At 73.3% G+C, this 24,514-nt stretch carries 13 protein-coding genes; 8 read left to right on the top strand and 5 right to left on the bottom strand.

The features are described from left to right. Positions 1-236: 236 nt before the first annotated feature. Positions 237-2,981, top strand: coding sequence for an outer membrane protein assembly factor BamB family protein (locus H7H31_RS12625; RefSeq protein WP_372455930.1), 2,745 nt, complete (start codon positions 237-239; stop codon positions 2,979-2,981). Between the two features lie 364 nt (positions 2,982-3,345). Here H7H31_RS12625 and H7H31_RS34740 read toward each other — a convergent pair whose 3' ends face one another. Then, a complete protein-coding gene (locus H7H31_RS34740) occupies positions 3,346-4,515 on the bottom strand; it encodes a hypothetical protein (RefSeq protein ID WP_187062941.1) in 1,170 nt (389 codons plus the stop codon). A 403-nt stretch (positions 4,516-4,918) separates the two neighbouring features. Here H7H31_RS34740 and H7H31_RS34575 point away from each other — a divergent pair, with 403 nt between their 5' ends. Further along, positions 4,919-5,542 carry a hypothetical protein gene (locus H7H31_RS34575; protein ID WP_187062940.1) on the top strand — a complete coding sequence of 208 codons (624 nt, stop codon included), beginning with the start codon at positions 4,919-4,921 and terminating at the stop codon, positions 5,540-5,542. A 536-nt stretch (positions 5,543-6,078) separates the two neighbouring features. On the opposite strand, the gene H7H31_RS12610 is transcribed toward H7H31_RS34575, so the two are convergent. Both H7H31_RS12610 and H7H31_RS12605 read right to left on the bottom strand, forming a co-directional pair. Further along, positions 6,079-6,339: a hypothetical protein gene (locus H7H31_RS12610; RefSeq protein WP_187062939.1), complete on the bottom strand. Its 261-nt coding sequence runs from the start codon at positions 6,337-6,339 to the stop codon at positions 6,079-6,081. Between the two features lie 211 nt (positions 6,340-6,550). Further along, positions 6,551-9,472 (bottom strand): AfsR/SARP family transcriptional regulator, encoded by a 2,922-nt coding sequence (locus tag H7H31_RS12605; protein WP_187062938.1) that lies wholly within the window; start codon positions 9,470-9,472, stop codon positions 6,551-6,553. Positions 9,473-10,648: 1,176 nt separating this feature from the next. On the opposite strand from H7H31_RS12605, the gene H7H31_RS12600 reads away from it, so the two are divergent. The 3 genes from H7H31_RS12600 (at position 10,649) to H7H31_RS12590 (ending at position 12,883) form a co-directional block, all read left to right on the top strand. Further along, positions 10,649-11,164: a hypothetical protein gene (locus H7H31_RS12600; protein ID WP_187062937.1), complete on the top strand. Its 516-nt coding sequence runs from the start codon at positions 10,649-10,651 to the stop codon at positions 11,162-11,164. Beyond that, positions 11,157-11,630 carry a hypothetical protein gene (locus H7H31_RS12595; RefSeq protein WP_187062936.1) on the top strand — a complete coding sequence of 158 codons (474 nt, stop codon included), beginning with the start codon at positions 11,157-11,159 and terminating at the stop codon, positions 11,628-11,630. The genes H7H31_RS12600 and H7H31_RS12595 overlap by 8 nt, the downstream gene beginning before the upstream one ends. Before the next feature lie 179 nt (positions 11,631-11,809). Continuing rightward, a complete protein-coding gene (locus H7H31_RS12590) occupies positions 11,810-12,883 on the top strand; it encodes a hypothetical protein (RefSeq protein ID WP_187062935.1) in 1,074 nt (357 codons plus the stop codon). Between the two features lie 65 nt (positions 12,884-12,948). Here H7H31_RS12590 and H7H31_RS12585 read toward each other — a convergent pair whose 3' ends face one another. Further along, a complete protein-coding gene (locus H7H31_RS12585) occupies positions 12,949-15,927 on the bottom strand; it encodes an AfsR/SARP family transcriptional regulator (RefSeq protein ID WP_187062934.1) in 2,979 nt (992 codons plus the stop codon). Between the two features lie 791 nt (positions 15,928-16,718). On the opposite strand from H7H31_RS12585, the gene H7H31_RS12580 reads away from it, so the two are divergent. After that, the gene (locus H7H31_RS12580; protein ID WP_232109812.1) at positions 16,719-18,542 is read left to right on the top strand and encodes an APC family permease; all 1,824 of its coding nucleotides are present in this window, start codon (positions 16,719-16,721) and stop codon (positions 18,540-18,542) included. A 241-nt stretch (positions 18,543-18,783) separates the two neighbouring features. Here H7H31_RS12580 and H7H31_RS12575 read toward each other — a convergent pair whose 3' ends face one another. Further along, on the bottom strand, positions 18,784-20,292 hold the full coding sequence (locus H7H31_RS12575; protein WP_187059904.1) for a CehA/McbA family metallohydrolase: 1,509 nt from the start codon (positions 20,290-20,292) through the stop codon (positions 18,784-18,786). A 306-nt stretch (positions 20,293-20,598) separates the two neighbouring features. On the opposite strand from H7H31_RS12575, the gene H7H31_RS12570 reads away from it, so the two are divergent. Together H7H31_RS12570 and H7H31_RS12565 are read left to right on the top strand one after the other, a co-directional pair. Continuing rightward, complete coding sequence (locus H7H31_RS12570; protein ID WP_187059903.1) at positions 20,599-21,453, top strand: TIGR03619 family F420-dependent LLM class oxidoreductase; 855 nt, start codon at positions 20,599-20,601, stop codon at positions 21,451-21,453. 123 nt (positions 21,454-21,576) lie between these two features. After that, positions 21,577-24,495 (top strand): bifunctional FO biosynthesis protein CofGH, encoded by a 2,919-nt coding sequence (locus H7H31_RS12565; protein WP_269475449.1) that lies wholly within the window; start codon positions 21,577-21,579, stop codon positions 24,493-24,495. The last annotated feature ends 19 nt before the right edge of the window (positions 24,496-24,514 follow it).

Below are 24,514 nucleotides of genomic sequence, written 5' to 3'. Positions count from 1 at the left end.
GCCGGCTCGCGCCGCGCGCGGAGGTAGCCCCTCCACTTCCCGTACGGGCCCGCGCGGGGCCGCCCCCATGGGAGAGATCGTCACCGATCCGCCCGGGACACGGCGAATTGCCCCCGGGTTCGCAACCGGCGCCTTCGCCAGAGAGAATGCGGGTTGCGTACCGCCGGTGGGCTATGTCGGTGAGACGCTGCAAGGGGTCGTACATTTTCGGCCCCCACGGGGAGGTGGCAGGCACAGTGGAGCAGCTCACGCAACAGGACCCGAGACGGATCGGCCCGTTCGAGGTCCTCGGGCGGCTCGGCGCGGGCGGCATGGGGCTCGTCTACCTGGCCCGCTCGGCCTCGGGCCGACGGGTCGCGATCAAGACCGTACGGACCGAACTGGCCGAGGACCAGCTCTTCCGGGTCCGCTTCACGCGCGAGGTGGAGGCCGCCCGCGCGGTCAGCGGCTTCTACACCGCCGCCGTCGTGGACGCCGATCCACGGGCCGCCGTGCCGTGGTTGGCCACCGCCTACGTGCCCGCGCCTTCGCTGGAGGAAATAGTCAACGAGTGCGGGCCGCTCCCGGCCCAGGCGGTGCGCTGGCTGGCGGCCGGCATCGCCGAGGCACTCCAGTCCATCCACGGCGGTGGCCTCGTCCACCGCGACCTCAAGCCGTCGAACGTGCTGGTCGTGGAGGACGGGCCGCGCGTCATCGACTTCGGTATCGCCTCCGGCGTCTCCAACACCCGGCTGACCATGACCAACGTGGCCGTCGGCACCCCGGCGTACATGTCGCCCGAGCAGGCCCGCGACTCCCGCAGCGTCACCGGCGCCAGCGACGTCTTCTCGCTCGCCTCCACCCTGGTCTTCGCCGCGACCGGGCACGCCCCGTACCACGGCGCCAACCCCGTCGAGACCGTCTTCATGCTGCTGCGCGAGGGCCCGGACCTGACCGGCCTGCCGGACGAACTCCGTCCGCTCATCGAGTCCTGCATGCAGATGACCGCCGACGACCGGCCGACCCCCGCCGACCTCCAGGCGCAACTGGCCCCGCACCTGTTCTCGGCCGGCGACGACAGCGGCACCGCCTCCGCCTGGCTGCCGCACAGCGCGGTCGCCCTCATCGAGGAGCGGCGCGGCGGCCGGACCCCCGGCGCCCGCGCCGGCGGCGGCCAGCGCCAGGGCCGCAGCGGCGGCGGCCCCGCCAGGTCCGACCGGCCAGGTCCCACCGGCCAACCCGGCGGCGGCTCCGGTTGGGGCCCGGCCGCCGGCGGAGACCCGCGCGGCGGCCTCACCGGCCCCGCGCCCGGCGCCGGCCGGCACGCCGCCCCCAGCGCGGCGGGCATCGGCCCGCCGTCGGCCGTCGCGCCCTCCGCGCCCGCGCCGCCGGTCACGCCCGCGCCGGTGTCCACCGGACCCGGCGCCTCCGCCCAGGTCTCGGCGCAGCCCCCGCTCTCGTCGCCACCCTCGTCGGCCGCCTCCTGTCCGCCCCCCTCCGCGCCGCACGCCGGCCCCCAGCGTCCGCTGGACGCCGCCGCGCCGGGCGCGAGCGGCGGACCGGCGCTCAGCGAGGGGCCCGACGGCTCCGTGCGGCTGCCCGGCTCCCAGGTGCCGATCGGCCCGGGGCCGCGTGTCGCGGACGCCAGGAGCGGGCGGGCCGCCCTCGACGGCGGCCCGGCCACCGGCTGGGTCAGGCCACCGACCGGCGGCCCCGGCGTGGGACACGGCGGCGCCCCGGGCGGCCACCCGGCCGGCCACCACCCCGGTACCGGACACGGCCCCGCGGTCGGCCCCGCCACCGGCCACGGCCCCCGCGACGAGGCGGGCCACGAGGGTGACCCGGCGGGCGGCGGACCGGGGCGCTGGCGGCCCTGGCGGTTCCGGATGTCCAACGACGTCTGGGGCACCCCCGCGGTCGCCGGAGACCTGCTGTACGTCACGTCCTTCGAGGTCCACGCGCTGGACACGGGCACCGGGCGGCGCGTCTTCAAGACCCGCGACGTGGCCTGGGCGATGGCCGTCTCGGGCGGACGCATCCACGCCTCCGACGGCACCACGCTCTACGCGCTGGACGCGACCGACGGCGCCGAGCGGTGGCGGCTGGCCACCGAGGGCTGGGTCTACTCGCTCGCGGTCGACCGCGGCACCGTCGTCACCGGCACCCGGGGCGGCGGCGTGCAGGCATGGGAGGCGGCCAACGGCGAACTCCTGTGGGAGATGAGCGGCGCCCAGACGGACTTCGAGACCCCGGAGTCAGGCCCCGTCATCCACGGCGACACGGTCTACGTCTGGTCGGACGCGCGGCTGCGCGCCCTGGAGGCGCGCACCGGCGTCGAACGCTGGTCCTACCCCGTCGGCGACGCCGCCTCCTGCGGCGGCGTGCCGGTCCGGCTGCTGCACGCGCCCGACGGGGTCGCCTACGTCGCCGCCGGCACCCGCGTGCTGGCCATCGACATCGCCCGCGGCGACGTGCGCTGGCGCTTCGAGGCGCCGGCCGTCTTCCTGAGCCCGCCCGCGTTCGCGCCGGGCGCCGCCGTCGCCGGTGGCGGCATCTACATCGCCGACTACCTGGGCACCGTCTACGCCCTGGACGCCGCCAACGGGCGCGACCGCTGGCGGATCGCCACCGAGCCCCGGCAGTCCATCGAACCCGTCCTGGTCGCCGCCGGCTCCGTACATCTGGGCAGTGGCGGCGCCCTGTACACGCTGGACGCGGTGACCGGCACCCCGAAGTGGCGGTTCGCCGCGGGCGGCGAGGTCATCGGCGCCCCGGTCGTCGCCGACGGCCGGGTGCACTTCGGCTCCGCCGACCACTGCCTGTACACGGTGGACGCCACCGGCGGCCAACTCCGCTGGAAGCTCGCCACCGGCGGCGAGATCACCGGCTCGCCGGTGGCCGTCGCCGGCGTCGTCTACGCCTGCAGCAAGGACCGCTGCGTCTACGCCCTGGACGCCGCCAAGGGCACGGGCCTCTCCCGCTCTCCCGCCCGCCAGCCGTAACCCGCCCGCCGCCACACGCCCCCGGGTCGCTTCCGGCGCCCCGACGCCGGTCCGGGCCCCGCGACCGGCGGCCTCACGCCGCCGGCGCCACGAGGTCCCGGCGCCCGCCGCGCGCGGGCGCGCGCCCCTCGGCTTACCCGGTTACCCGTACGGTCTGCCGTGGCCCGTACGGCTCGTCGCCCCGCCCGTACGCCCTGCCGCCCCTCGGGTACGTCTCGTACATCCCGTACGTCTCGTATGTCGCGTACGCGCTGCCGCGCCAGGCGGCTGCCGGTCGCTCCCGGGACGTGGCGCACGGCCCGGCCCCGCGACCCCGTCAGGGGCGTCGTCAGGGGCCTTGCCAGGGGCCTTGCCAGGGGCCTCGTCAGGGGGTTTCGTCGTCCTCGCGCCGGACGGGCTGCGGCAGCGTTCGCTCGGTGTCCGACTCGGCCGGGGCGGCTGGCCCGGGCCACGGCGCGGTCTCGGGCTCGTCCGGCGAGGGCCCGTCGCCGGTGTCGTACGCGGGGCCCCCGGGCGGCGGGCCGGCGTCGCGGCCCTGGTCGGGGGCGTCCGGAGCGGGGGCGCGGTGGCCGGTAGGAGGCTGGCTCGGGGCGGGGGTGTCGTCCGTGACCGGCGGCATCTCGATCGTCTTGTCCTCGCGCTCGGCCTCCGGGGCGGCGGGCCAGGTGACGCGGGGAGTGGGGGCGCCGCTCGCGCTGGCACCGGCCCCGGTCCCGGTCGCGTACGGCGGACGCGCGCCAGCGCGCGCCTCGGGGCCCCGCGGCGCGCGCTGGGGCCGTGGCGCGTACAGGTCACGCGGGTACGCCTCCGGCTCGTGCGGGTCGCGCTGGAACGCCCCGGCCGCGTAGCCCGCGGGCAGCGGCGGCTCACCGTCCCGCGCGCCGCCGGGCCGCCGTTCGCCGGGCCTGCCGTGCCCGGCGCCGTAGCCCGCACCCGTACCGGCCCCGGCGCCGTAGCCCGCCCCCGTACCGGTCCCGGCGCCGTATCCGCCGCCCGGGCCGGCGGCCGGTGGCGGCCCGCCGTAGCCACCCGGGCCCGGCACCGGGTACGCCCCATATCCGCCGTACGTCTCGTCCGCCCGCTCGCCGGTCAGCGCGTGCCGGCCCCGGCGTGCGGGGCGTCCGCTCATCAGGGCCGCCGCGCTCAGCAGCAGGATCGAGCCACCGAGCGCGCCCGCGACGCCGAGGCCCAGGCCGTTGCCCTCGCCGTCCACCGTCAGGCTGCCGGCGGCCTGGCCCTGGCGGACCATCCACAGCACCGTGAAGCCCAGCGCCACCAGGCCGGCCAGCGCGACGAGCAGCCGCGACCGCAGCAGCAGGCCCACCACCGCGATCAGCGCGGCGCAGGCCATGGGCAGGAACAGCGAGCGCAGCAGGCTCACCTCGACGCCGCGCCCGCCGTCGAGCCCGCCGAAGAGGTCGTCCACCCGCACATCGCGCCCGTGACGGCCGTCGTACCAGGCACGGAAGGGGCTCCAGACGACGGCCGTCGCTCCGATGAGAGCGATGAGGCTCCCGAAGACGTTGCGGACCATCCCCGACTCCTCGCCTGTCGCGTACGCGCTCTCCCTCTCGACGCTACGCCCGCCCCGGCGAGCCTGCCACGCGAGGAACACACTGGGTAACGGTGCGGGGGGAGTTGGTGAAGAGATGAACCAATGGGGCCGGAGGGAACCGATCCCCGTCCCGGGGCGTGGTGGAATGCAGACCCGTCGCGGGCGACCACCCAGCGGTCCGGCACCGTCCGGACGGCGTCACACCACGCACTCCCGCCAGGTGCCGCGGCCGGGTTCACCCCGTACCCAGTCGGGCCGGGCGCAGGGCCGCGGCGGCCCTCCCCCGAGGGGGTCGGTGCCGTCGCTTCGTTGCTCTATGCTGGCGTGCACTCGTCAATGGGCACTTATTGGCTTGTAACGGTCTTTTCCACGGGGGTATTTCATGAATGTGCGTCGCCGACGCCACCTGCGGGTGGTCGCCATGGTTGCCGTCGTCTTTATCGCCCTGACCGGCGCCCGGCGCAGCGGGGGCGGCGGCTGCGACGACAACGACAGCGGCTCGTCGTCGTCCAGCGACGGCTTCGTCTCGGGCAGTTCGTCCGGCGGCAGCTCGTCGGGCGGCAGTTCGTCGGGTGACAGCTCATCCGGCGGCGACTACGGGGGCGGCTCGTACGGAGGCGGTTCCTACAGCGGCGGCTCGTACAACGGCGGCACGTCCTCCGGTTACGACTCCACCCCGACGCCGTCCCCCACCCCGACCGAGCCGACCTACGTCGGGGACGTGTCCGGCGAGACGAACGGCAGCAACTGCCGCTACGACCAGTCGTCCAGCCAGCTCGAGTACGACGTCACGGTGCACAACCCGTCCACGGTCACGTCGTACGACTACTCGATCACCGTCAAGTGGGCGGCCAGCTCCAACAGCCAGACCATGGGCACCGACTACGAGCGCGTCACGGTGGGCCCGGGCCAGTCCCAGACGGTCACGATGTCGAGCTACTACACCTTCAGCGAGCAGACGTACTACACCTGCCAGGTGACGAGCGCGTCGAAGTCCGCGAGTTAGCGGGACGCCAGGCGAGGGTGGCGCGGCGGCTAAGAGCGCGCCGCGCCACCCTTTCCGTCGGTTGTCCCGAGCTGGCTGGCGCTCCAGCGTGGTGAAACGATCAGGCGTACTCGCGGACCCCGTACGAGATCAACGCAGCGCACCGTCCGGGGTGTGGTCCAGCGGAGTCACGGTCGCGCTGTCCGGAGTGTGGTCCGAAGATATCGCGGTCGCGCCCTCTGTGTGGTTGTCCGCGACCGCGGACGTGGCGGTGCCGACGGTCAGCGCAGCGCCGAACAACAGCGAGACGCATAGCATTCGTGAATGCGACATTCCAACTCCTTGTCAGAGATGTGTTTGTTGTTCACTGAGTGAAACGCACGAGATCAACGACGCTGTGCGCTATCGGTCTGTTTGTCTTGAAGCGATCGAATGCTGGCGAGAGGTGTATACCCAAAAGGAGTGAGGCCGGCACCGATGGCTCCCCCTCCTCGCCATCGATGCCGGCGCTCATTCCGCGTGACCTCACACGCTATGGAAGCCGTGCGCGTGGCCGTCTATACAGCCCCGTCCACATGGTTGTCCTGCGTCGTGGAGCCCGCGTCGTCGGCGTGGTTGTCCGCCATGGCGTCCTTCTTTCCGTCCACGTGGTTGTCCTCCGGCGCGATGTCCGCACCGTCGACGTGGTTGTCCAGAGTGCCGCTGTCCATGAAGTCAACGTGGTTGTCCAGCGGCTGGACGGCCGGCCGCTTGCGCTTGGTGGTGTTGGTTGGACGGTCGTTCACGGCCGTGACGACGTTGGACTCAGTGGTGCTCATTGCTGTTCTCCCCGTTGGTGGCGACGCGTTGCGGGGGATGGTCGGAACACCGCCCGGCGGCTCCCCCGTTGGCCGCCGGACGGACATCGTAGGCCGCGTATGGATGAAGCCGCGCGGCCGTATCTCCGATCCGTTCTCCCCTGGTGCTGCGGATCGACGCAACGAGAGTGGCGGGCGGCGATAAACGATTGATGAACGCTCGACGAGGTTGCTAGCCGACGGGTACCGGGACCAGCAGCGATCGCACTTCCGCTACCTCCCCCGAGCCCAACCGCTCGTGGATGGAGAGAGCCTCCGTCCAGCAGGCGCGCGCCCGATCGAGCTGCCCGAGTTCCCGCAGCGCCTTGCCGAGCACGGTGAGAACGACGCCCCGGCGGTATTCACCGCCCATGAAACGGAGTGCGAGGGCCCGCTCGGCGTTGGTGGCGGCCTCGGCCGGCCGCTGAGCGGCCAGGTGCACCTCAGCCAACCGGGCGTGGGTGGACCCCTCCCACAACCGTTGCCGGTTGTCTCGGAACAGCGCCAGAGCGGCGGTGAGCTGTTCCAGCGCCTCCGGGAATCGGTTGGCCTGGAAAAGCGCGAACCCCAACGCGTAACGGCCGTTCGCCACCCGCAGGCCGAGTCCCAGACTGCTGTACGTGGTGACGCCCTCGGTGGCGAGCTCGATGGCCTCCTCGATGCGCCCCAAAGCGGCGTGTGCCCGTGAGAGGTTGCACAGGGTCCCGGCGACGCCCGCGAGGTTGTCGTCCCGCCGGAAGGCGTCCAGGGCCTGGCGGAAGTACCGTTCCGAGTCCCCATAGCGCTTCTGGGAGAACGCGATGATGCCCCGGTCGTTGACGGCTTCACAGGCGGGCACCGGGTCGTCGACCGAGTTCGCGAGCTCGATCGCCCGCTGGGCCTCCGCGTCCGCCTGGTCGAAGCTGCCCGCCAGCCGGTGCGCATGGGTCAGCATCATCCGCGCCCGGCCCTCGGCGCGGGCGTCACCGGCCGCCTGGGCCGCCTCGCAGACCACGAGGGCAGCGGTCTCGTACTGCCGAGAGTTGGCGCCGGACTCGGCGAGGTCCTTGGAGGCGAGGAGTAGATCGGTGGCCCGGCGCAGCGTGCTGGTCGAGGCGAACTGCTGGATGCTGGCCAGCACGCAACCCGCCTCGGCGAACAGCCAGTCGATCGCCGAGGCGCGGTCGGGAAAGGACAGGCCGGCGTAGTGGGTCTTCTCCAGGTGCTCCACCAGGCGATCGCTGGGTCGCGCGTGGGCGAACACCTTCGTCGCACTGGCCAGGTAGAAGTCGAGTAGTCGGGAGAGCGCGGCGTCTCGCTCGGACGGTGGTAGTTCGTCCCGCTCGGCACATGTGCGCGCGTAGAGCCTCACGAGGTCGTGGAAGCGGTAGCGGCCGGGGGCCGCTGACTCCAGCAGACTCGTGTCCACCAGGCTTTCCAGCAGCGACTCGGCCGCGTACACGTCGAGGTCGAGGATGGCCGCCGCGGCCGCGAGCGAGATGTCCGGGCCGTCGGCGAGCCCGAGCAGCCGGAAAGCGCGGGCCTGTGGGGGCTCCAACTGGTCGTAGCCGAGTTCGAAGGTCGCCTTGACCGCGAGGTCACCGGCCTGCAGTTCGTCGAGCCGGTGGCGCTGGTCGGCCAGCTTGCGGGCCAGGACGGAGACGGTCCAGGTGCGCCGCGCCGCGAGCCGGGACGCCGCGATCCGGATGGCCAGCGGCAGGAAGCCGCAGGCTGCGACGACGTCCATGGCCGCGTCGCGCTCCCCGGAGGTACGGTCCTCGCCCACGATGCGCGTGAACAGGACGAGTGCCTCCTCGGGGCTCATCACGTCGAGGTCGACCAGATGGGCGCTCTCCAGGTCCATCATCCGCGACCTGCTGGTGATCAGCGCCGCGCAGCCCTCGGTTCCCGGCAGTAGCGGGCGGACCTGAGCGGCGTCGTGGGCGTTGTCGAGCAGGGTCAGGATGCGGCGCCCGGCGAGCGTGGAGCGGTAGAGGGCGGCACGGTCCTCCAGCGTGTCCGGGATGCTCTCGTCCGGCGTGCCGAGCGCCCGGAGGAACGACCCGAGTACGGCACCCGGTTCGGCGATGACGGGGCCCGCGCCCTGGAGGTCGACGTAGAGCTGCCCGTCGGGGAAGTGGTGCCGGGCGGCGTGCGCCACGTGCACGGCCAGCGTGGTCTTGCCGACGCCCCCGATGCCGGCGACCGCGGAGACCGCCATCACGCTGCCTTCGGCCGTGTTGAGTTGGTTGCTCAGCTCCACCACGAAGCTCGCGCGGCCGGTGAAGTCGGCCACCGTAGCCGGCAGTTGAGCCGGTCGCACGAAGGTGGGCTGACTTTTCGCCTGGGCCTCCGGTGCGTGTGCGCTGAGGCTTGCGTCCCCTTGCAGGATGCGCTGCTGGAGTGCGGCCAGTTCGAGGCACGGGTCGACCCCGAGTTCGTCGGCGAGCAGCCGGCGGGTGTCGGCGTAGACGGCCAGGGCCTCCGCCTGTCGGCCGCTGCGGTACAGGGCCAGCATCAGCAGTTCGCGCAGCCGTTCACGGAGCGGGTGGGCGGCCGTCAGGGCGGTCAGTTCGGAGATGGATTCGGTGTGGTGTCCCAGTTCCATTTCCAGGTCGAGGCGCGTCTCGACGAGGCCGAGGCGCCACTCCAGGAGTCGGGTGCGCTGGTTCTCCACATAGGGCCCGGGCAGGTTCGCCAGCGGCTCCCCGTCCCACAGGGCGAGGGCTTGGGCGATGAGGTCGCGTGCGGTCGTTCGCTCCCCCGTGGCCCGCGCCTTCTCGGCCCGGGCGGCGAGGTGTTCCGCGTGGTCGAGGTCGAGGGCGTTCGGGTGGACGCGCAGCGCGTACCCGCCCGACTCGCTGACCAGTGCTCCCGCGTCCGGACCCATCGTCTTGCGCAGCCGCGAGGCATACGTGCGCAAGGTGGCGATCGCGGCTTCCGGAGGCTCCTCACCCCACAGGCCGTCAACGAGCTCTTGGGCGGTGGCCGTGCGGCCGTCACGCAGCAGCAGGGCGGCGAGGAGGGCGCGTTGCTGCGGTGAGCCGGTGTTGAGTTGCTCCTCGCCACGCCAGGCCCGCACGGGCCCGAGCACGGTGAAGCGCAATTGGTGCGCCTGCCCCTGATCGCCGCCCATGGTCTCCCCTTGCCGAGTGTCTCCGCTTCGCACCGGTCAGTTTGCCCTGTCGGTGGCCTCCGCGTCAGTAGGGGCCGGTCCTCTGCACAAGGCCCGCAAGAGTTGGCCGATTCGCAATATCCTCCGGACCGGCATCCGTGCGCGACCCAGTGCGCCGACGACGATCGGTCATCGCTTGACATGGAAGAAGTGCTACGGGTGGCGGTTGAGTTCCCGGGATTCCCACACCAGCCATGATAAATCTGCACTTTTCATTGTGTAGTGGATCACTGGTGTCCGCGGTGACGTGTTCTCAGGCGGCGTCATGGTCGCGGTTTGGCCAGCGGGTCGGGCCGTTGCGGGGGTTGAACCGCTTGTCGGTTGCCCGATGAGGCGGCTTCTGACGCGCTGTATCGGCACCGTACGGGCTGTTCGAGGCCGAACGCTACTGGCCGGTCGACGCGTTGACGGTCGCGCCATTCGCGCCGCGCAACGCCTTCCGCATCCGGTCAGCGGGGCGGTGGGTTGAGACGGGTGGTGCGGGTGGGGCGTAACCGCGTGGGGTGCGCGCGCAGGCCATCGAACGGGCCCTTGGCGGACGGCGCGCCCCGTCCGGCGCCGCCGCTGGTGCGGGCCGGCGGGAGGCCCGCGGCACGGAGCCCGGTCCGACGGGGCGGCGCGCCCCTTGCGCGCGGGGCCGGGGCTTCGCGGTCGTGGACGATCGGGTCAGGGGTCGAGGCGGGCCGGAGAAGGGGTTCCGGTCGGTCGATTTCGGGATCGCCGACCGGCGGCAATCGGCGCGGTGTTCGCGAATGCGATGATCCCGTGAAACGGTCCGCGCGCACCATGTCGCATATGCCCATACAGCGTATACGCGTCACTCGTCGGACGGTTTACTAGTGAAATTACCAACGGATTCGGTGTCCGCTAAGTGCCGGTCCCTTTGCTGAGGGGTGGACCGCGTAGACGCGCACCGCCACTCCTGGCACGCTCACTTCCGAAGCGGCCCGAGGATCGCGGGGATTTATGAATCCGAGGGTCGCGGGGTCAGTTATTCCACTGGCTCTCGGCGAACGGGGGACCCGCCCGTGCCCACCGTCGCGGAGATGGGCACGGCGCGGGGTCGTCGTTGTCGGGGAGGCGGGACGGGGGCGCCTACTGGTTATCGCTGTTGTATGGATTGGTTGAGGTCAGTTGATGAGGCTCGTCGCGTACCGCAGTTCTGATGCGCCACTGCTCACGGGATATCGACTACCGGACGAGCTGTTGGGGGTGCGGCCGGCCGACTGGTCGGACGCGGCCGAACCGCACCGGATATCCGAGCCACGGGAGCGCCGCGACGAGCGGCTGTACGTCGTACGCGACATCGCGTACGTGCGCTATACGGACATCGACTGGGCCAGTGGGCAGGCCCGGTTGGAGATCGGACCGCGCGCGGGGAAGGGGCGCGACGACCCGGACGCCCGGGAGCACGGCGAGCACGGCGAGCGCGAGGGCGACCTGCTCGGCGCGCTCGTCGACGCCGCCGTGACGCACGGTCGTCGCGTCCTGAACCTGCGCCGCCTGCACGGCTGGGTCACGCCGGCGGCCCGGCCCCCGCTGGCACCGTTGCGCGCGGCCGGGTTCGCCTGGGAGGCGGTGGTACCACGGGGATGTTGGTACGCGGGCGCCGAGGTGGAGCGGGAGATCTGGGGACTGGTCGCCCATGGCTGAGCCCGTACGGCTGGAACTGCCGACCGCCGTCCGCAGGTTGCGCCGACTGCCCGACAGCGGTCTCGGGTTCCTCGGCCTCGACCCGCTCACGCAGAACGACCAGTGGCTGCTGAACCGTCTCACCAGCATGCGCGCCACGCTCTACGACACCGAGCGCGGCACCCTCGTCGGCTGCGCGCCGAACCCCGCCAACCCGCGCCAGGCGCGGGTGGCGGTGGCCGCCGACGACAGCGCGGCCCTGACCGCGCTCCTGGCCCTCGTGCGCGCCACGGCCGGCTACACCTCGTTCACCGCCGTCGCCTGCGCGTCGGACGCCGGCCTGCCCGCGCTGCTCGACTGCGGCTTCCGCGAGGTGGGCACGTTGCGCGCGCACGTGTTCCGCGCCGGGCTCTACCTGGATGCCGGCGTCTACTACGCCGCGGACGACGACCTACGCCCGCGCCCCCAGGTCACCCCCCACGCCTGACGGGCGGTGCCGCCGGCTCCCCGACGCGGCGTCTGCCGACCCCGTACGACGGTCGACGGGCCGCCCGTCGCCACCGTCCGTGCGGCCGGGACTACCCCGCGCAGGCGAATCGCTTATCGGACGGTTAGCGTCATGCGACACCCTGGAGTTGATAACGGGGGCTGAGCGAAGGGGGAGTCATGAAGCCGATCGAACCGGGTGAGACCCAGAGCGTGACGGTCATGCGGCTCTATCAGCACGCGGTGCGCGAGGGGGGCATCGAGCCGGGCCAGGCCGCCGAGCAACTTCAGGTCTCCGAGGACGAGGCCGCTGCCGCCCTGGCCGAGCTGCGCGAACTCGGGCTGCTGCGCCGGCTGTCGGTCGCGCACACCCGCCTGGTGGCGATCAACCCGCAGACGGCGGCGGCCGACCGGCTCGGCCCACGGGAGCACTCGCTGCGCGAGGAACAGTCCCGGCTGGCGAGGCAGCGCGCGGCGATCGAGGCGTTCATGCCCGTCCACCTGGAGGCCGCCATGGGGCAGTACCCCGCCGAGGGCGTGGAGGTGGTGGACGACCCCGAACTGCTGCACAAGATGATCAGCGAGATGACCGCGGTGAGCCAGACCGAGGCGTGCGTGATCCAACCCTTCGGCATCCGCACCCAGGAGGAGGCGGACCTGGGACTGCCGAAGTACCTCAACCTGCTCGGCCGCGGCGTGCGCCAGCGCACGCTGTGCCAGCACAGCGTGCGCTACAGCGCCACCACCAAGCAGGGGGTCGCGGCGCTGTGCGCCGCCGGAGCCGAGGTCCGCACGCTGGACGTGCTGCCGCCCCGGATGATCGTCATCGACGGCTCCCAGGCCATCCTGCCCGGCCCCGACCCCGCCGAACTCGGCGTGGTCGTCCGCAACTCGGCCGTCGCCCGCTACCTCACGGGCGTCTTCGACATCTTCTGGATGGCCGCGACCCCCTTCTCCGGCATCGGCCAGGGCCCGCGCGACCGGGACATCTCGCGGGACATCGACTCCGCCATCGTCAGGCTCCTCACCACGGGCGCCAAGGACGAGGTCATAGCGCGCCGGTTGGGCATATCCCTGCGCACCTGCCGCCGCCGCATCGCGAACCTCATGGACGACATCGGCGCCGACAGCCGCTTCCAGGCGGGCTACCTGGCCCGGCAGTACGAGGAGCGGCGGGCCGGCGCCGCGGGCCCGGGCGTGGGCTCGGCGGCGACGCTGCGCCGAGTGCCGGGGCTGGCCGCCCGGGCGAGCTGAGCCCGGGCCCGTCGCGTCACGACGACACGGGGGTCGCGTGCGGGGCGGTGAGGGGAGGCGACACGTCAGGCCAACGACGCTGAGTGAGGAACGGTGGGGTAGGAGAGCTTGGCGAGCAAGCGGCGCACCTCGTGCCGTTCGGGCGCGTTGAGCTGCTCGTGCACGGCGAGGGCCTCGCCCCAGCAGACGCGGGCGCGGCCGGTCTCGCCGAGGTCGGCGAGGGCCTGGCCGAGCGCGGTGAGTACGGTGGCCCGGCGCCAGGCGCCGCCCGTGTTCCGCAGGTGGACCAGCGCCTGCTCGGCGTGCGTCGCCGCCATCGTCGGTCGCGCGGTGACCAGGTGGACCTCTGCCATGCGGTACAGAGTCATGCCGACCCACAGCCCCTGCCGGCTGTCCCGGAACATCGCCAGGGCCTCGGTGAACCGTTGCAGGGCGTGTTCCGGCCGCTGGGCCTTCGCCAGCACGCGGCCGTAGGCGTACAGGCCGTTGGCCAGGCGGAACGAGTTGCCCTGCTCGTGGTAGATGTTGATGGCCCGCTCGGCCAACTCCAGGGCGCGGTGCACCTGGTTGAGTGAGGCGTGGACATGCGACAGGTTCGACAGTGCGCTGGCCTCGCCGGGCCTGTTGCCGTCGGCGCGGAACGCTTCCAGCGCGCGCGTCAGGTGCGACTCGGCGACCCCCCACTGTCTCTGGTAGATCGCCACGATGCCGCGCTCGTTCGCGGCCTGTCCGCATGGCACCGGATCGTTCTCGGCGCATCCGATGCGCATGGCGCGCTCCGCTTCCTCGGCCGCCTGGTCGAACCTGCCAGCCAGGCTGTGCGTGTAGGCCAGCACCGTACGGGCCCGGCCCTCGGCGATCGGGTCCTTGGCCTGCTCCGCGGCGCGTGCCAGGTGGAGGGCGACCTGGAGGTACGACGGCGAGTGGGCGCCTGATTCGGCGAGGTCGCGGCTGGCCTGCATGAGGTCCACCGCACGGCGCAGGGTGTCGCCGACCGCTGACTGGCGCGCGGACGCCAGGAGCGCCGTGGACTCGACGTTCAGCCAGTCCACGGCGGCATCGGTATCCGGGAACACCAGCCCGGGACGCGTGGCGGGCCCGAGGTGATCCACGACGCGGTCCCCGGGCCGGGTCAGCGCGTACACGGCGATCGCGTTGGCCAGGTAGAAGTCCAGCAACCGGGCGAGGGCGGCCTCGCGGTCGGCGGGCGACTGGTCCTTCTCGGCGCGGGCCCGGGCGTAGAGACGCACCAGGTCGTGGAAGCGGTAGCGACCAGGCGACGTGGTCTCCAGCAGCGACGTGTCGACCAGCGACTCGATGAGGGCCTCCGTGGCGGAGGCGGGCAGGTCGAGGAGGGCGGTGGCGGCGGCCAGCGAGACGTCCGGGGCGTCGACCAAGCCCAGCAGGCAGAAGGCCCGTGCCTGGGCCGGGGTGAGCTGGGTGTACCCGAGTTCGAAGCTGGCTCCTACGGCCAGGTCGCCGACGCGTAGCTCGTCGAGTCGACGGCGTTTGTTGGCGAGCTTCGCGGCGAGCACGGCGATGGTCCACTGGGGCCGCGTGGCCAGCCGGGAGGCGGCGATGCGGATGGCCAGTGGGAGGTGGCCGCACGCGGTCACCACCGCGTTCGCCGCCTGTTGCTCGCTGGCGACGCGTTCCGGTCCCACGATGCGGGCGAACAGGGCGAGGGACTCCGCCGGACTCGTCACGGTCAGGTCGAGGAGCAGGGCGCCGTCCAAGGTGAGATGGGAGCGACTGGTGATCAGGGCAGAGCAGCCTTCGGTGCCCGGCAACAACGGCCTGACCTGAGCCGCGTCGCGCGCGTTGTCCAGCAGGGCGAGGACACGGCGACCGGCGAGCGTGCTGCGGTAGAGGGCCGCGCGCTCCTCGACACCGTCGGGCACTGCCGCGCCGGGCACCCCCAGAGCGCGCAGGAAGGCCCCGAGCACGACCTCGGGCTCGGCCGGGCCCGGGCCCGCGCCCTGGAGGTCCACGTAGAGCTGCCCGTCGGGAAAGTGGTGCCGGGCGGCGTGCGCGACATGTACGGCGAGGGTGGTCTTGCCGACGCCGCCGATTCCGGAGACGGCCGCGACCGCCATGGTCGGGCCCTCGGTCGGCGCCAGGTGGCTGAGCAGCTCCGCGGCCAGTCGGGCGCGCCCGGTGAAGTCGGCCACCGCCGCCGGGAGCTGGGCGGGGCGGACCGCCGCGTCCCGCTGTGTCGCGCCGTGTCGGGTCGCGGGCGGGTCGAGTGCCGGGTCGGCCCGCAGAATCCGCTGCTGCAAAGCGGACAACTCGGCCCTCGGGTCCACGCCCAACTCGTCGGCGAGCAACCTTCGCGTGTCGGCGTACACCGCGAGCGCCTCCGCCTGCCGGCCGCAGCGGTACAGCGCCAGCATCAGCAGCTCTCGCAGCCGCTCCCGCAACGGATGCGCGACCGTGAGCGCGGTCAACTCGGCGATGCAGTCAGCGGGGTGTCCCGTGGTGAGGTCCAGCTCCAGGCGGCTCTCCAGCAGACCGACGCGCCACTCCTCCAGGCGGTTGCGCTGGGATTCGGCGTACGGGCCCGGCACGCCGGCCAGGGATTCGCCGTCCCACAGGTCAAGCGCCCGCTGGATCAGGTCCCTGGCGCCAAGGTGGTCGCCCGCGGCGCTCGCCCGGTCGGCCAGGGTGCGCAACTCCTGGGCCCGGCCCAGGTCGAGGGCATCCGCCGTGATCCGCATCGCGTACCCGCCCGACTCGCTGACCAGCAGATCAGCGTCGGCCTCGAACACCTTGCGCAGCCGCGAGGCGTGGTTGCGCAGCGCGGCGACCGCGGCGTCCGGAGACTCGGTCCCCCACAGGTCGGCGATCAGCTCCGGCGCCGTCGCGGTCCGCCCCTGGCGCAGCAACAGGGCCGCCAGCAGTGCGCGTCGCTGCGGCGAACCCACGTCGAGCAGTGCTCCCTCGCGCCACACCCGGACCGGTCCCAACACGCCGAACCGCAGGCCCGGGCGGACCTCACGAGCACCTCCATCCGCCCCATCCCGCGGCCGACCCCCACTCGCCATGACTCTCCTCCCCAGGCATAGACCAGCGCAGTGCCCGTCAGTTTGCCTCCTTCCTCCTCCTCGCAGAGTGAAGAAGCGGAGACTGTGTGCAACGAGGCGTGATCGCGACCCGTTGCCCACGGTGGTGAAGTGGGCGCGGCGAGTGCCCGCCAGGCTGGGATGCGAGCGTCTGGTGTCAGTACGCGCGGTGGGCCGGGCGCCGTGCGCGGGGATGGTGGCGGAGAGCGCGAGGAGCGCTGCCACCCCGTGCGCGACGGGCGGGCGGGAGTCCGTACGGGAGGGGGTGCGGCTGCTCGGTCGGTGCGGTCGGCGCTTCGTCGGACGGGGGTGCGATGCGCGGCGGCCAAGGTGCGGCGCGTGGTGATATCCGGCCTGGCCACGGCGCTGTGCGGTGGGTGTGGGGCCGCCTCCGGCGCGGCGCTGGCGACCGACCGGGTCCCGCGCAGGTGGCGGGGCGACGGGCGGGCCTCTTGCGACGGGCGTGAGGTGTTGGTGGGGGTCAGTGGACCGAGCGAGTGGGTCGTGCGTCTCGGAGGCTCCCTGGTGGGCGGGTGTGCTGGCCTACCCCCGTTCGCGCTGCGTGACGGAAATTTTTGAACCCGGACAAACGGGGCGCGGATGCGATTCCCGTAGTAGGGGTAAAGGCGCGTGATGCCTCCGAAGCCCAGGATCTCGCGGCGATTTACCGAGCATTTTCGGCCAAGGTTCTGCTTTTTGGCTTCTCAATCAAGCTTCACCGCCTGGAATTTGATCTTCCGGCTGCGAAAACAGCACGGCTTAACGTCCTGTTCATGGTTCAGGCAGACCCCCCGCGGCCCCAGGCCGGAGACACGGTACGGAGCGTCGCCTCGCGCTGGCGCCGGCCCGGCCGCCGCGCGCGGGCCGGCGCCAGCGGAGTCGCGGACGGCCCCGCGGCGAAGGTGGCCACCGGGCCCGCCGCTCCACCGGCCACCCCACTGACCGCCCCACCGGCCACCCGACCCGCCGACCCCGTGCCCCCCGCCGGCGTCGCCGCCACCGCTCGACTGGCCCCACCCGACACAGCCGGCACACCCGCCCCACCCAGCTCGCCCGATGCCCCCGATGTGCCCGAGCCGTCCGGCTCGGGCGGGCGCGGGGTGCGGGACAAGGGGCTGAGCGGCGGGTCCGTCGGGTTGCTCGGGAGTGCCGTGATCGGCGTCTCCACGGTCGCGCCCGTCTACTGCCTGACCTCCACCCTCGGGCCGACCGTCGGCGAGGTCGGGTTGCAGACGCCCGCCGTCTTCCTGGCCGGCTTCCTGCCGATGCTGCTCGTCGCCTTCGCCTACCGCGAGTTGAACCGCTCCGTCCCGGACTGCGGCACCTCCTTCACCTGGACGGTCAAGGCGTTCGGGCCCCGCGTGGGCTGGATGTGCGGCTGGGGGCTGGTGGTGGCCACGATCATCGTGCTCTCCAACCTCGCCGGAATCGCCACCTCCTTCTGCTATCTCCTGCTCGGCGAACTCACCGGCAGCACGGCCGTCGCCGAACTGGACGACAACACCGCCGTACACATCACCACCTGCCTGGCCTTCATCGCCCTGGCCACCGCGATCAGCTACCGCGGCATGACCGCGACCAAGGGCGTCCAGTACGCGCTGGTCGGGTTGCAACTGGCCGTACTGGTGCTCTTCGTGGCCCTGGCCATCGGCAAGGCGCGCACCGGCGACCTCCCCGGCTCCATCGACTTCTCCTGGAGCTGGCTCAACCCCTTCGCGGTGCGGTCCTTCGCCACCTTCACCGCCGGCCTCTCGCTGTCCATCTTCATGTTCTGGGGCTGGGACGCCTGTCTGACCGTCAACGAGGAGACCTCGGGCAGCGACCGCACGCCGGGCCGGGCCGCGCTGCTGGCCATGGTCGTACTCGTCGGCTCGTACCTGCTGACCGCCGTCGCCGCGCAGATGTACGCCGGCGTCGGGGACCGGGGCACCGGGCTCGGTAACCCCGACACCGCCGACAACGTCTTCGCCGCGCTCGCCGACCCGGTCCTCGGCTCGGCGCTCGGGGTGCTGCTGTTCGTGGCCGTCCTCGCCTCGGCCGCGGCCAGCCTGCAGACCACGTTCATCCCCGTGGCCCGCACCGTCCTCGCGATGAGCGCGTACCAGGCGCTACCGCCCGCCCTGGCCCGCGTCCACCCGCGCCACCGCACGCCGGCCGTGGCGACCGTGGCCGCCGGCGTGGCGACCGGCCTGTTCTACGCCGTGATGAGCCTGGTCAGCGAGAACGTGCTGATCGACACCATCTACGCCCTCGGCCTCATGATCTGCTTCTACTACTCCATCACCGCCTTCGCCTGCGCCTGGTACTTCCGCCACGACCTGCGCCGCTCCGCACGCGACCTGCTGTTCAAGGGCGTCGCCCCGGCCCTCGGTGGCCTGCTGCTCGCCGCCGTCTTCGGCAAGACGCTGTACGACATGGGCGACCCCTCCTACGGGAGCGGCAGCTCGCTCTTCGGGGTCGGCAGCGTCTTCGCCATCGGCGTCGGGCTGCTCCTGCTGGGGGCGGTGCTCATGGCCGTGATGCACCGCCGCAGCCCGGCCTTCTTCCGAGGCGAGGTCCTCACCCGCGCCACCCCGGCCCTGACCGTCCAGGACTGACCACACCCGACCGGGCGCGACCGGGCGCGACCGGTCCACGGCGGACGCCGCACCAAGCCGCCCCCGGCACGGCCCGCCGCGCCGGAGCCCCCGCCCGAGCACCGCACCCGAGCGCCGTGGCAACCCACCCCGCCGGAGCACCGCACCCGAGCGCCGTGGCGACCCACCGCACCCGAGCACCACGCCCGAGCACCACGCCCGACCGCCCCACCCGAGCGCCGCGCCGGAGGTCGGCCGCTCGTCAGTGGTCGCCGAGGAAGATCGGGTTGGTCATGGCCGCCATCGGGCCGGGGACGCCGGACGTGCCGCCGTCCGCCGGGGCGTGCCGGACCTCGGCCCGGACGTACGCGGCGTACGAGGGCGTGGTCTGCCACTCGACCGTGCCCGAGCCCGACGCGGGCGTGGCCGTCGCGAACAACTGGCCCTGGTCGGTGAGGAAGCGGATCGTGCCCTTGGCCGGGGCGCCCGATATCCGAAGCCGGACCGTGACCCGCTCGTCCCGGGCGGCCGACAGGCGGCCTCCTATGCCCGCGTGCCGCCCGCGCCCGCCGAGCGCCGTGAACGACAGGTCGATCGCCGCGGACTCCGCGATCCAGCTCCGCCCCGCCCTGATGCCGGCCAGGACGGCCGGCCGCGACAGGTCGTCGGCGAGCACCACCGTCTGCGGCAGGCCCACCGTCTGGCCCTCCCGGTGGGCGTCGCTGTTGCCCATCGCCGGGAGCCAGGGCCTGCCGCCACGGACCGCGGCGACCAGGGCGTTGTCCCACTCGGCGATCGACACGTCGTCCTCAAGGGTGAACGGCCCGTTCCACACCTCGACCGCGTCCGCGTCGTTGAAGCCGAACTTCCAGTTGCAGCCGACGCAGGACGCGTGCGGGTGGGCCGGCACGACCAGGCCGTCGGCCTGCCGGATCTTGCGGGCGAAGCGGCCGAACGCGTTGTCCCTGGCCCGGTAGCGCCAGTCCACGAAGGTGCCCGGGTCCACGCCGAGCGCCAGCACGTGTCCGTTGCGCGTGGTGACCTCCTCGCCGGTGAGGATCAGCAGGTCATCGCCCCACAGCCCGTCCCACGCGGCGTGCGCCGAGTGCGTGTTGTGCTCGGTGGTGGTGATGAAGTCGAGGCCGGCGGCGCGGGCGGCGGTCGCCACCTCGCGCGGGGTGCGCTTGCCGTCCGAGTGCACCGTGTGCAGGTGGCTGTCGCCCCGGTACCAGGCGCGCCCGCGCCCCTTGGCGCGCTGCGGCGGGTAGACCGGGCGCGGGGCGCGCCCGCGCGGGCCGTGCCGCAGGGTGATCGTCACCTCGTAGCGCAGGCCCTGCGGCGCGACGGTGTACGGGCCGAGCACGACGTGCCAGGTGCCGGCGCCCACCGGCCCCGGCAGATAGCCCGGCGTCGCGTCCTCCGCGCTGATGGTGAACTCCGTACGAGCCCCGCCGGACCAGCCACGGAAGCCGCGACCGCCCAGCTCGGTGCCGCGCTCGTCGAAGATGCCGATGTCGCAGGCGTTGCCCTGGGTGCCGGCGGGCACGGTGGGCCTGTCGTAGGAGTACGCGACGTGGATCTCGCGGACGCCGCTCGGCACCTCGATCGGCAGGTAGACGAAGTCCGGGGCGCCGGTCGGCAGTTCGCCGGTGACGCGCCGGCTCTGCTCGCCGCGCCCGTCCGCCGCCTGGGCGAAGGTCACGGTGGAGAGCGTGAGCGCGCTCGCCGCGCCGGTGGCGGCCGACGCCTTCAGCAGTGATCGACGGTCCATTTCCATCCCCCATCAGCGGCCCGCGCCCTGCCCGATCGCAGGTCGCCGTCACCCGTCCAACTGGCCCGCGCGGCGCCGGGCGACCAGCGCCCCGCGTGCCCGTGCCCCCATTCGCGCGACGGCGCACGAGACAGCCGCCACCGCCGGCCGAACGACCCCCTCGCGCCTCGCGGCCGGGTGCCGAACTGCCGTGTGACAACCGTTGTACGCGTCTGTGACAGAGGCGGAAAGCCCTGTGGATAACCCGATGACGGTGAGAGAACATACGGGCAGCAAGCCCAGCCGACGCGGAGGTAACCCCCGGCCATGCGTGTCTCCATCACCAGCATGCTCACCGACGAGACCATCGGCCCGCTCCGACTGGCGCGCGAGCTGGAAGAGCGCGGGTTCGCCGGGCTCTACCTGCCCGAACACACCCACATCCCGGTGGACGCCGCCTCGCGGCTGCCCTCCGGCGAGCCCACGCCGCGCGCGTACGGCCGCATTCTCGACCCGTTCGTGGCGCTCGGTCAGGCCGCTGCCGTCACCGAGCGGCTCGGCCTCGGCACCGGCGTCACCCTGGTCGCCCAGCACGACCCGATCGACCTCGCCAAGCAGGTCGCCACCCTCGACTTCCTCTCCGGCGGCCGGTTCACCCTGGGCCTCGGCTTCGGCTGGCACGTGGAGGAGGCCGCCAGCCACGGCGTCGGCTGGTCCACCCGGCGTGAGCTGGTACGCGACCGGATGGCCTTGATGCAGGCGCTCTGGGCGCCGGAGCCGACCGGCCACGAGGGGGAGTTCGGCTCCGTGCCGGCCAGCCACGCCCACCCCAAGCCGTCGCACGCGCCACGGGAGCGCGCGGGCGCGCCGCTGACCGGGCCGCGCACCCTGGTGGGCGGGGCGGCCGGGCCCAAGCTGTTCGCACACATCACCGAGTACGCCGACGGCTGGCTGCCGCTCGGCGGCAAGGGCCTCGTCGAGACCCTGCCGAAGCTGCGTCAGGCGTGGACGGAGGCGGGCCGCCCGGGCGAGCCCGAGGTGGTGCCGTACGGGGTGCTGCCCTCCGCCGGGAAGCTCGCGCACTTCGCTGACCTGGGCATCACCGAGGTCGTGTTGCAGACGCCGACCGGCGACGAGAACACCGTGTTGCGGGCGCTCGACGACTACGCGCAGTACCTGTGACCCCACCCGCCCCACGGCCGTCCCGCACCGCGCGGGGCGGTCGCGCGCGGCGTGCCCGGACCTGTGACATAGCCCGCAGCGATCTTCGGCGCCACTGTCAGGGGCCGCTCGTATCCTCAAGGAATGACGACGAGCGCAGAGGGACAGGACCCCGAACGACAGCCGCAGCGGTCGCGGCAGGCGCGGCAGTCGCACCCGGCCACGCCCGATCACACCCCCGCTGACCAGGCCGTACCGCGGCCGGCAGCGGGCACGGCACTCCCGGCCGGCGCGCCGGCGACCCCCGACGGGCCGCCCGCGCCGACCACTTCGGCCCCCACGGCCCCGCCGGCCGAAACCGCCTCGCCCACCCCCGCCGCCCCGGCTGCCTCGCCCACCCCCGCCGTCCCACTGCCCACGCCGGCCGTCCCCTCCGCCGCGCCCACCGCCAACGCCATGCGCCGCGCCCTGCGCCGGGCGCGCGACGGGGTGGCCCTCGACGTCGGCGAGGCCGCGGTGCTGCTCCAGGCGCGCGGCGCCGACCTGGACGACCTGTGCGCGTCCGCCGCGCGGGTGCGCGACGCGGGCCTGGCCGCCGCCGGCCGGCCCGGCGTCATCACGTACTCGCGCAGCGTCTTCATCCCCCTCACCCGGCTGTGCCGGGACAAGTGCCACTACTGCACCTTCGCCACCGTCCCGGGCAAGCTGCGCCGCGCCGGCCACGGGATGTACATGTCGCCGGACGAGGTGCTCGCCATCGCCCGCCGTGGCGCCGAGATGGGCTGCAAGGAAGCGCTGATCACGCTCGGCGACAAGCCCGAGGACCGCTGGCCCGAGGCGCGCGAGTGGCTGGAGGCCGAGGGGTATGACGACACCATCTCCTACGTGCGCGCCATGGCCATCCGCGTCCTGGAGGAGACCGGGCTGCTGCCGCACCTCAACCCCGGGGTCATGACCTGGACGGACTTCCAGCGGCTCAAGCCGGTCGCCCCGTCCATGGGGATGATGCTGGAGACCACGGCCGAGCGGCTGTGGAGCGAGCCGGGCCAGCCGCACTACGGCTCGCCCGACAAGGAGCCGGCCGTGCGGCTGCGGGTCCTGGAGGACGCGGGCCGCAGCTCGGTGCCGTTCACCAGCGGGTTGCTGATCGGCATCGGCGAGACGCCCGAGGAGCGCGCGGAGTCGCTGTTCGCGCTGCGCCGCGTCGCCCGCGCCTACCACGGCATCCAGGAACTCATCATCCAGAACTTCCGGGCCAAGCCCGACACGGCGATGCGCGCCGCGCCGGACGCGGAGTTGGACGACCTGGTCGCCACCGTCGCCGTAGCCCGGCACATCCTCGGCCCGTCCGTGAACCTCCAGGCCCCGCCCAACCTGGTGGACGGCGACGTCACGCAGCCGGCGGCCGGTGGCGCGTACGCGCGGCTGATCGGCGCGGGCATCGACGACTGGGGTGGCGTCTCGCCGCTCACGCCCGACCACGTCAACCCCGAGCGCCCCTGGCCGCAGATCGACGCGCTCGCCGAGCACAGCGCCGCCGCCGGCTTCGAGCTGCGCGAACGGCTCGCGGTCTACCCGGAGTTCGTCCAGCGCGGCGAGCCCTGGCTCGACCCCCGGCTGCTCCCACACGTCGGCGCGCTCGCCGACCCCGAGACCGGCCTGGCCCGCGCCGAGGCCCTGCCCACCGGGCTGCCGTGGCAGGAGCCCGACGAGGGCTTCGCGCTGCCCACCACCGGCACGGGCCGCACCGAACTGCACCGCACCATCGACACCGAGGGCCGCACGGGCGACCGACGCGCCGACTTCGACCACGTCTACGGCGACTGGGACGCGCTGCGCGAGGCGGCGGCCCCCGGCATGGTGCCCTCGCGGATCGACGGCGACGTGCGGGCCGCGCTGGCCGTGGCCGCCGACGACCCGACCCGGCTCACCGACGACGAGGCGCTGACGCTGCTGCACGCGGACGGGGACGCGCTGGACGCGCTGTGCCGGGTGGCGGACGACCTGCGCCGCTCGGTGGTCGGCGACGACGTCACGTACATCGTCACGCGCAACATCAACTTCACCAACGTCTGCTACACCGGCTGCCGCTTCTGCGCCTTCGCCCAGCGCCGCACGGACGCCGACGCCTACACCCTCTCCCTGTCCCAGGTCGCCGACCGCGCCGAGCAGGCGTGGGAGGTGGGCGCGGTGGAGGTGTGCATGCAGGGCGGCATCCACCCGGACCTGCCGGGCACCGCCTACTTCGACATCGCCCGGGCGGTCAAGGAACGCGTGCCGGGCATGCACGTGCACGCGTTCTCGCCGATGGAGGTCGTCAACGGCGCCTCGCGCACCGGCCTGTCCATCCGCGAGTGGCTGACCGCCGCGCGCGAGGCGGGGCTCGACTCCATCCCGGGCACGGCGGCCGAGATCCTCGACGACGAGGTGCGCTGGGTGCTCACCAAGGGCAAGCTGCCCACGGCCACCTGGGTCGAGGTCGTCTCCACCGCGCACGAGCTGGGCATGCGCTCCTCGTCCACGATGATGTACGGGCACGTGGACCAGCCCCGGCACTGGCTCGGCCACTTCCGCACGCTCGCCGGCATGCAGCGGGCCGCCCTGGAGAAGGGCGCCCCGGGCTTCACGGAGTTCGTGACCCTGCCCTTCATCCACACCAACGCCCCGGTCTACCTGGCCGGCATCGCCCGCCCCGGCCCCACCACCCGCGACAACCGGGCGGTCACGGCGATGGCCCGGCTGCTGCTGCACCCGTACATCCCCAACATCCAGACGAGCTGGGTCAAGCTGGGCACCGAGGGGGCGGCCGAGATGCTGCGCTCGGGCGCCAACGACCTGGGGGGCACGCTGATGGAGGAGACCATCTCCCGGATGGCGGGCTCGGGTTACGGCTCGTACCGCTCCATCCAGGACCTGGTCGCCATAGCGGAGGCGGCGGGCCGCCCGGCGCGGCCAAGGACGACGACGTACGGCCAGGTCCCGGCGGAGCGGCAGGCCGCGGCGCTGGCGTCGGACGGCCACCTGCCGGAGCTGCTGCCGGTGCTGGAGGACGGCGCGGTGTGAACCCCCCGACGGACCAGGC

This window comes from Streptomyces buecherae (genome assembly GCF_014295035.1).
Lineage (GTDB): Bacteria > Actinomycetota > Actinomycetes > Streptomycetales > Streptomycetaceae > Streptomyces > Streptomyces youssoufiensis.
Note: the sequence above shows the minus strand (reverse complement) of the source record. Positions and strands in the feature narration are given on the sequence as shown.

Excerpts from the sequence above, each read along its gene's own strand:
- H7H31_RS34740 (WP_187062941.1), bottom strand. The coding sequence starts at position 4,515 with ATGGTCCGCAACGTCTTCGGGAGCCTCATCGCTCTCATCGGAGCGACG.
- H7H31_RS34575 (WP_187062940.1), top strand. The coding sequence starts at position 4,919 with ATGAATGTGCGTCGCCGACGCCACCTGCGGGTGGTCGCCATGGTTGCC.
- H7H31_RS12610 (WP_187062939.1), bottom strand. The coding sequence starts at position 6,339 with ATGAGCACCACTGAGTCCAACGTCGTCACGGCCGTGAACGACCGTCCA.
- H7H31_RS12605 (WP_187062938.1), bottom strand. The coding sequence starts at position 9,472 with ATGGGCGGCGATCAGGGGCAGGCGCACCAATTGCGCTTCACCGTGCTC.
- H7H31_RS12600 (WP_187062937.1), top strand. The coding sequence starts at position 10,649 with ATGAGGCTCGTCGCGTACCGCAGTTCTGATGCGCCACTGCTCACGGGA.
- H7H31_RS12595 (WP_187062936.1), top strand. The coding sequence starts at position 11,157 with ATGGCTGAGCCCGTACGGCTGGAACTGCCGACCGCCGTCCGCAGGTTG.
- H7H31_RS12590 (WP_187062935.1), top strand. The coding sequence starts at position 11,810 with ATGAAGCCGATCGAACCGGGTGAGACCCAGAGCGTGACGGTCATGCGG.
- H7H31_RS12585 (WP_187062934.1), bottom strand. The coding sequence starts at position 15,927 with ATGGCGAGTGGGGGTCGGCCGCGGGATGGGGCGGATGGAGGTGCTCGT.
- H7H31_RS12580 (WP_232109812.1), top strand. The coding sequence starts at position 16,719 with ATGGTTCAGGCAGACCCCCCGCGGCCCCAGGCCGGAGACACGGTACGG.
- H7H31_RS12575 (WP_187059904.1), bottom strand. The coding sequence starts at position 20,292 with ATGGACCGTCGATCACTGCTGAAGGCGTCGGCCGCCACCGGCGCGGCG.
- H7H31_RS12570 (WP_187059903.1), top strand. The coding sequence starts at position 20,599 with ATGCGTGTCTCCATCACCAGCATGCTCACCGACGAGACCATCGGCCCG.
- H7H31_RS12565 (WP_269475449.1), top strand. The coding sequence starts at position 21,577 with ATGACGACGAGCGCAGAGGGACAGGACCCCGAACGACAGCCGCAGCGG.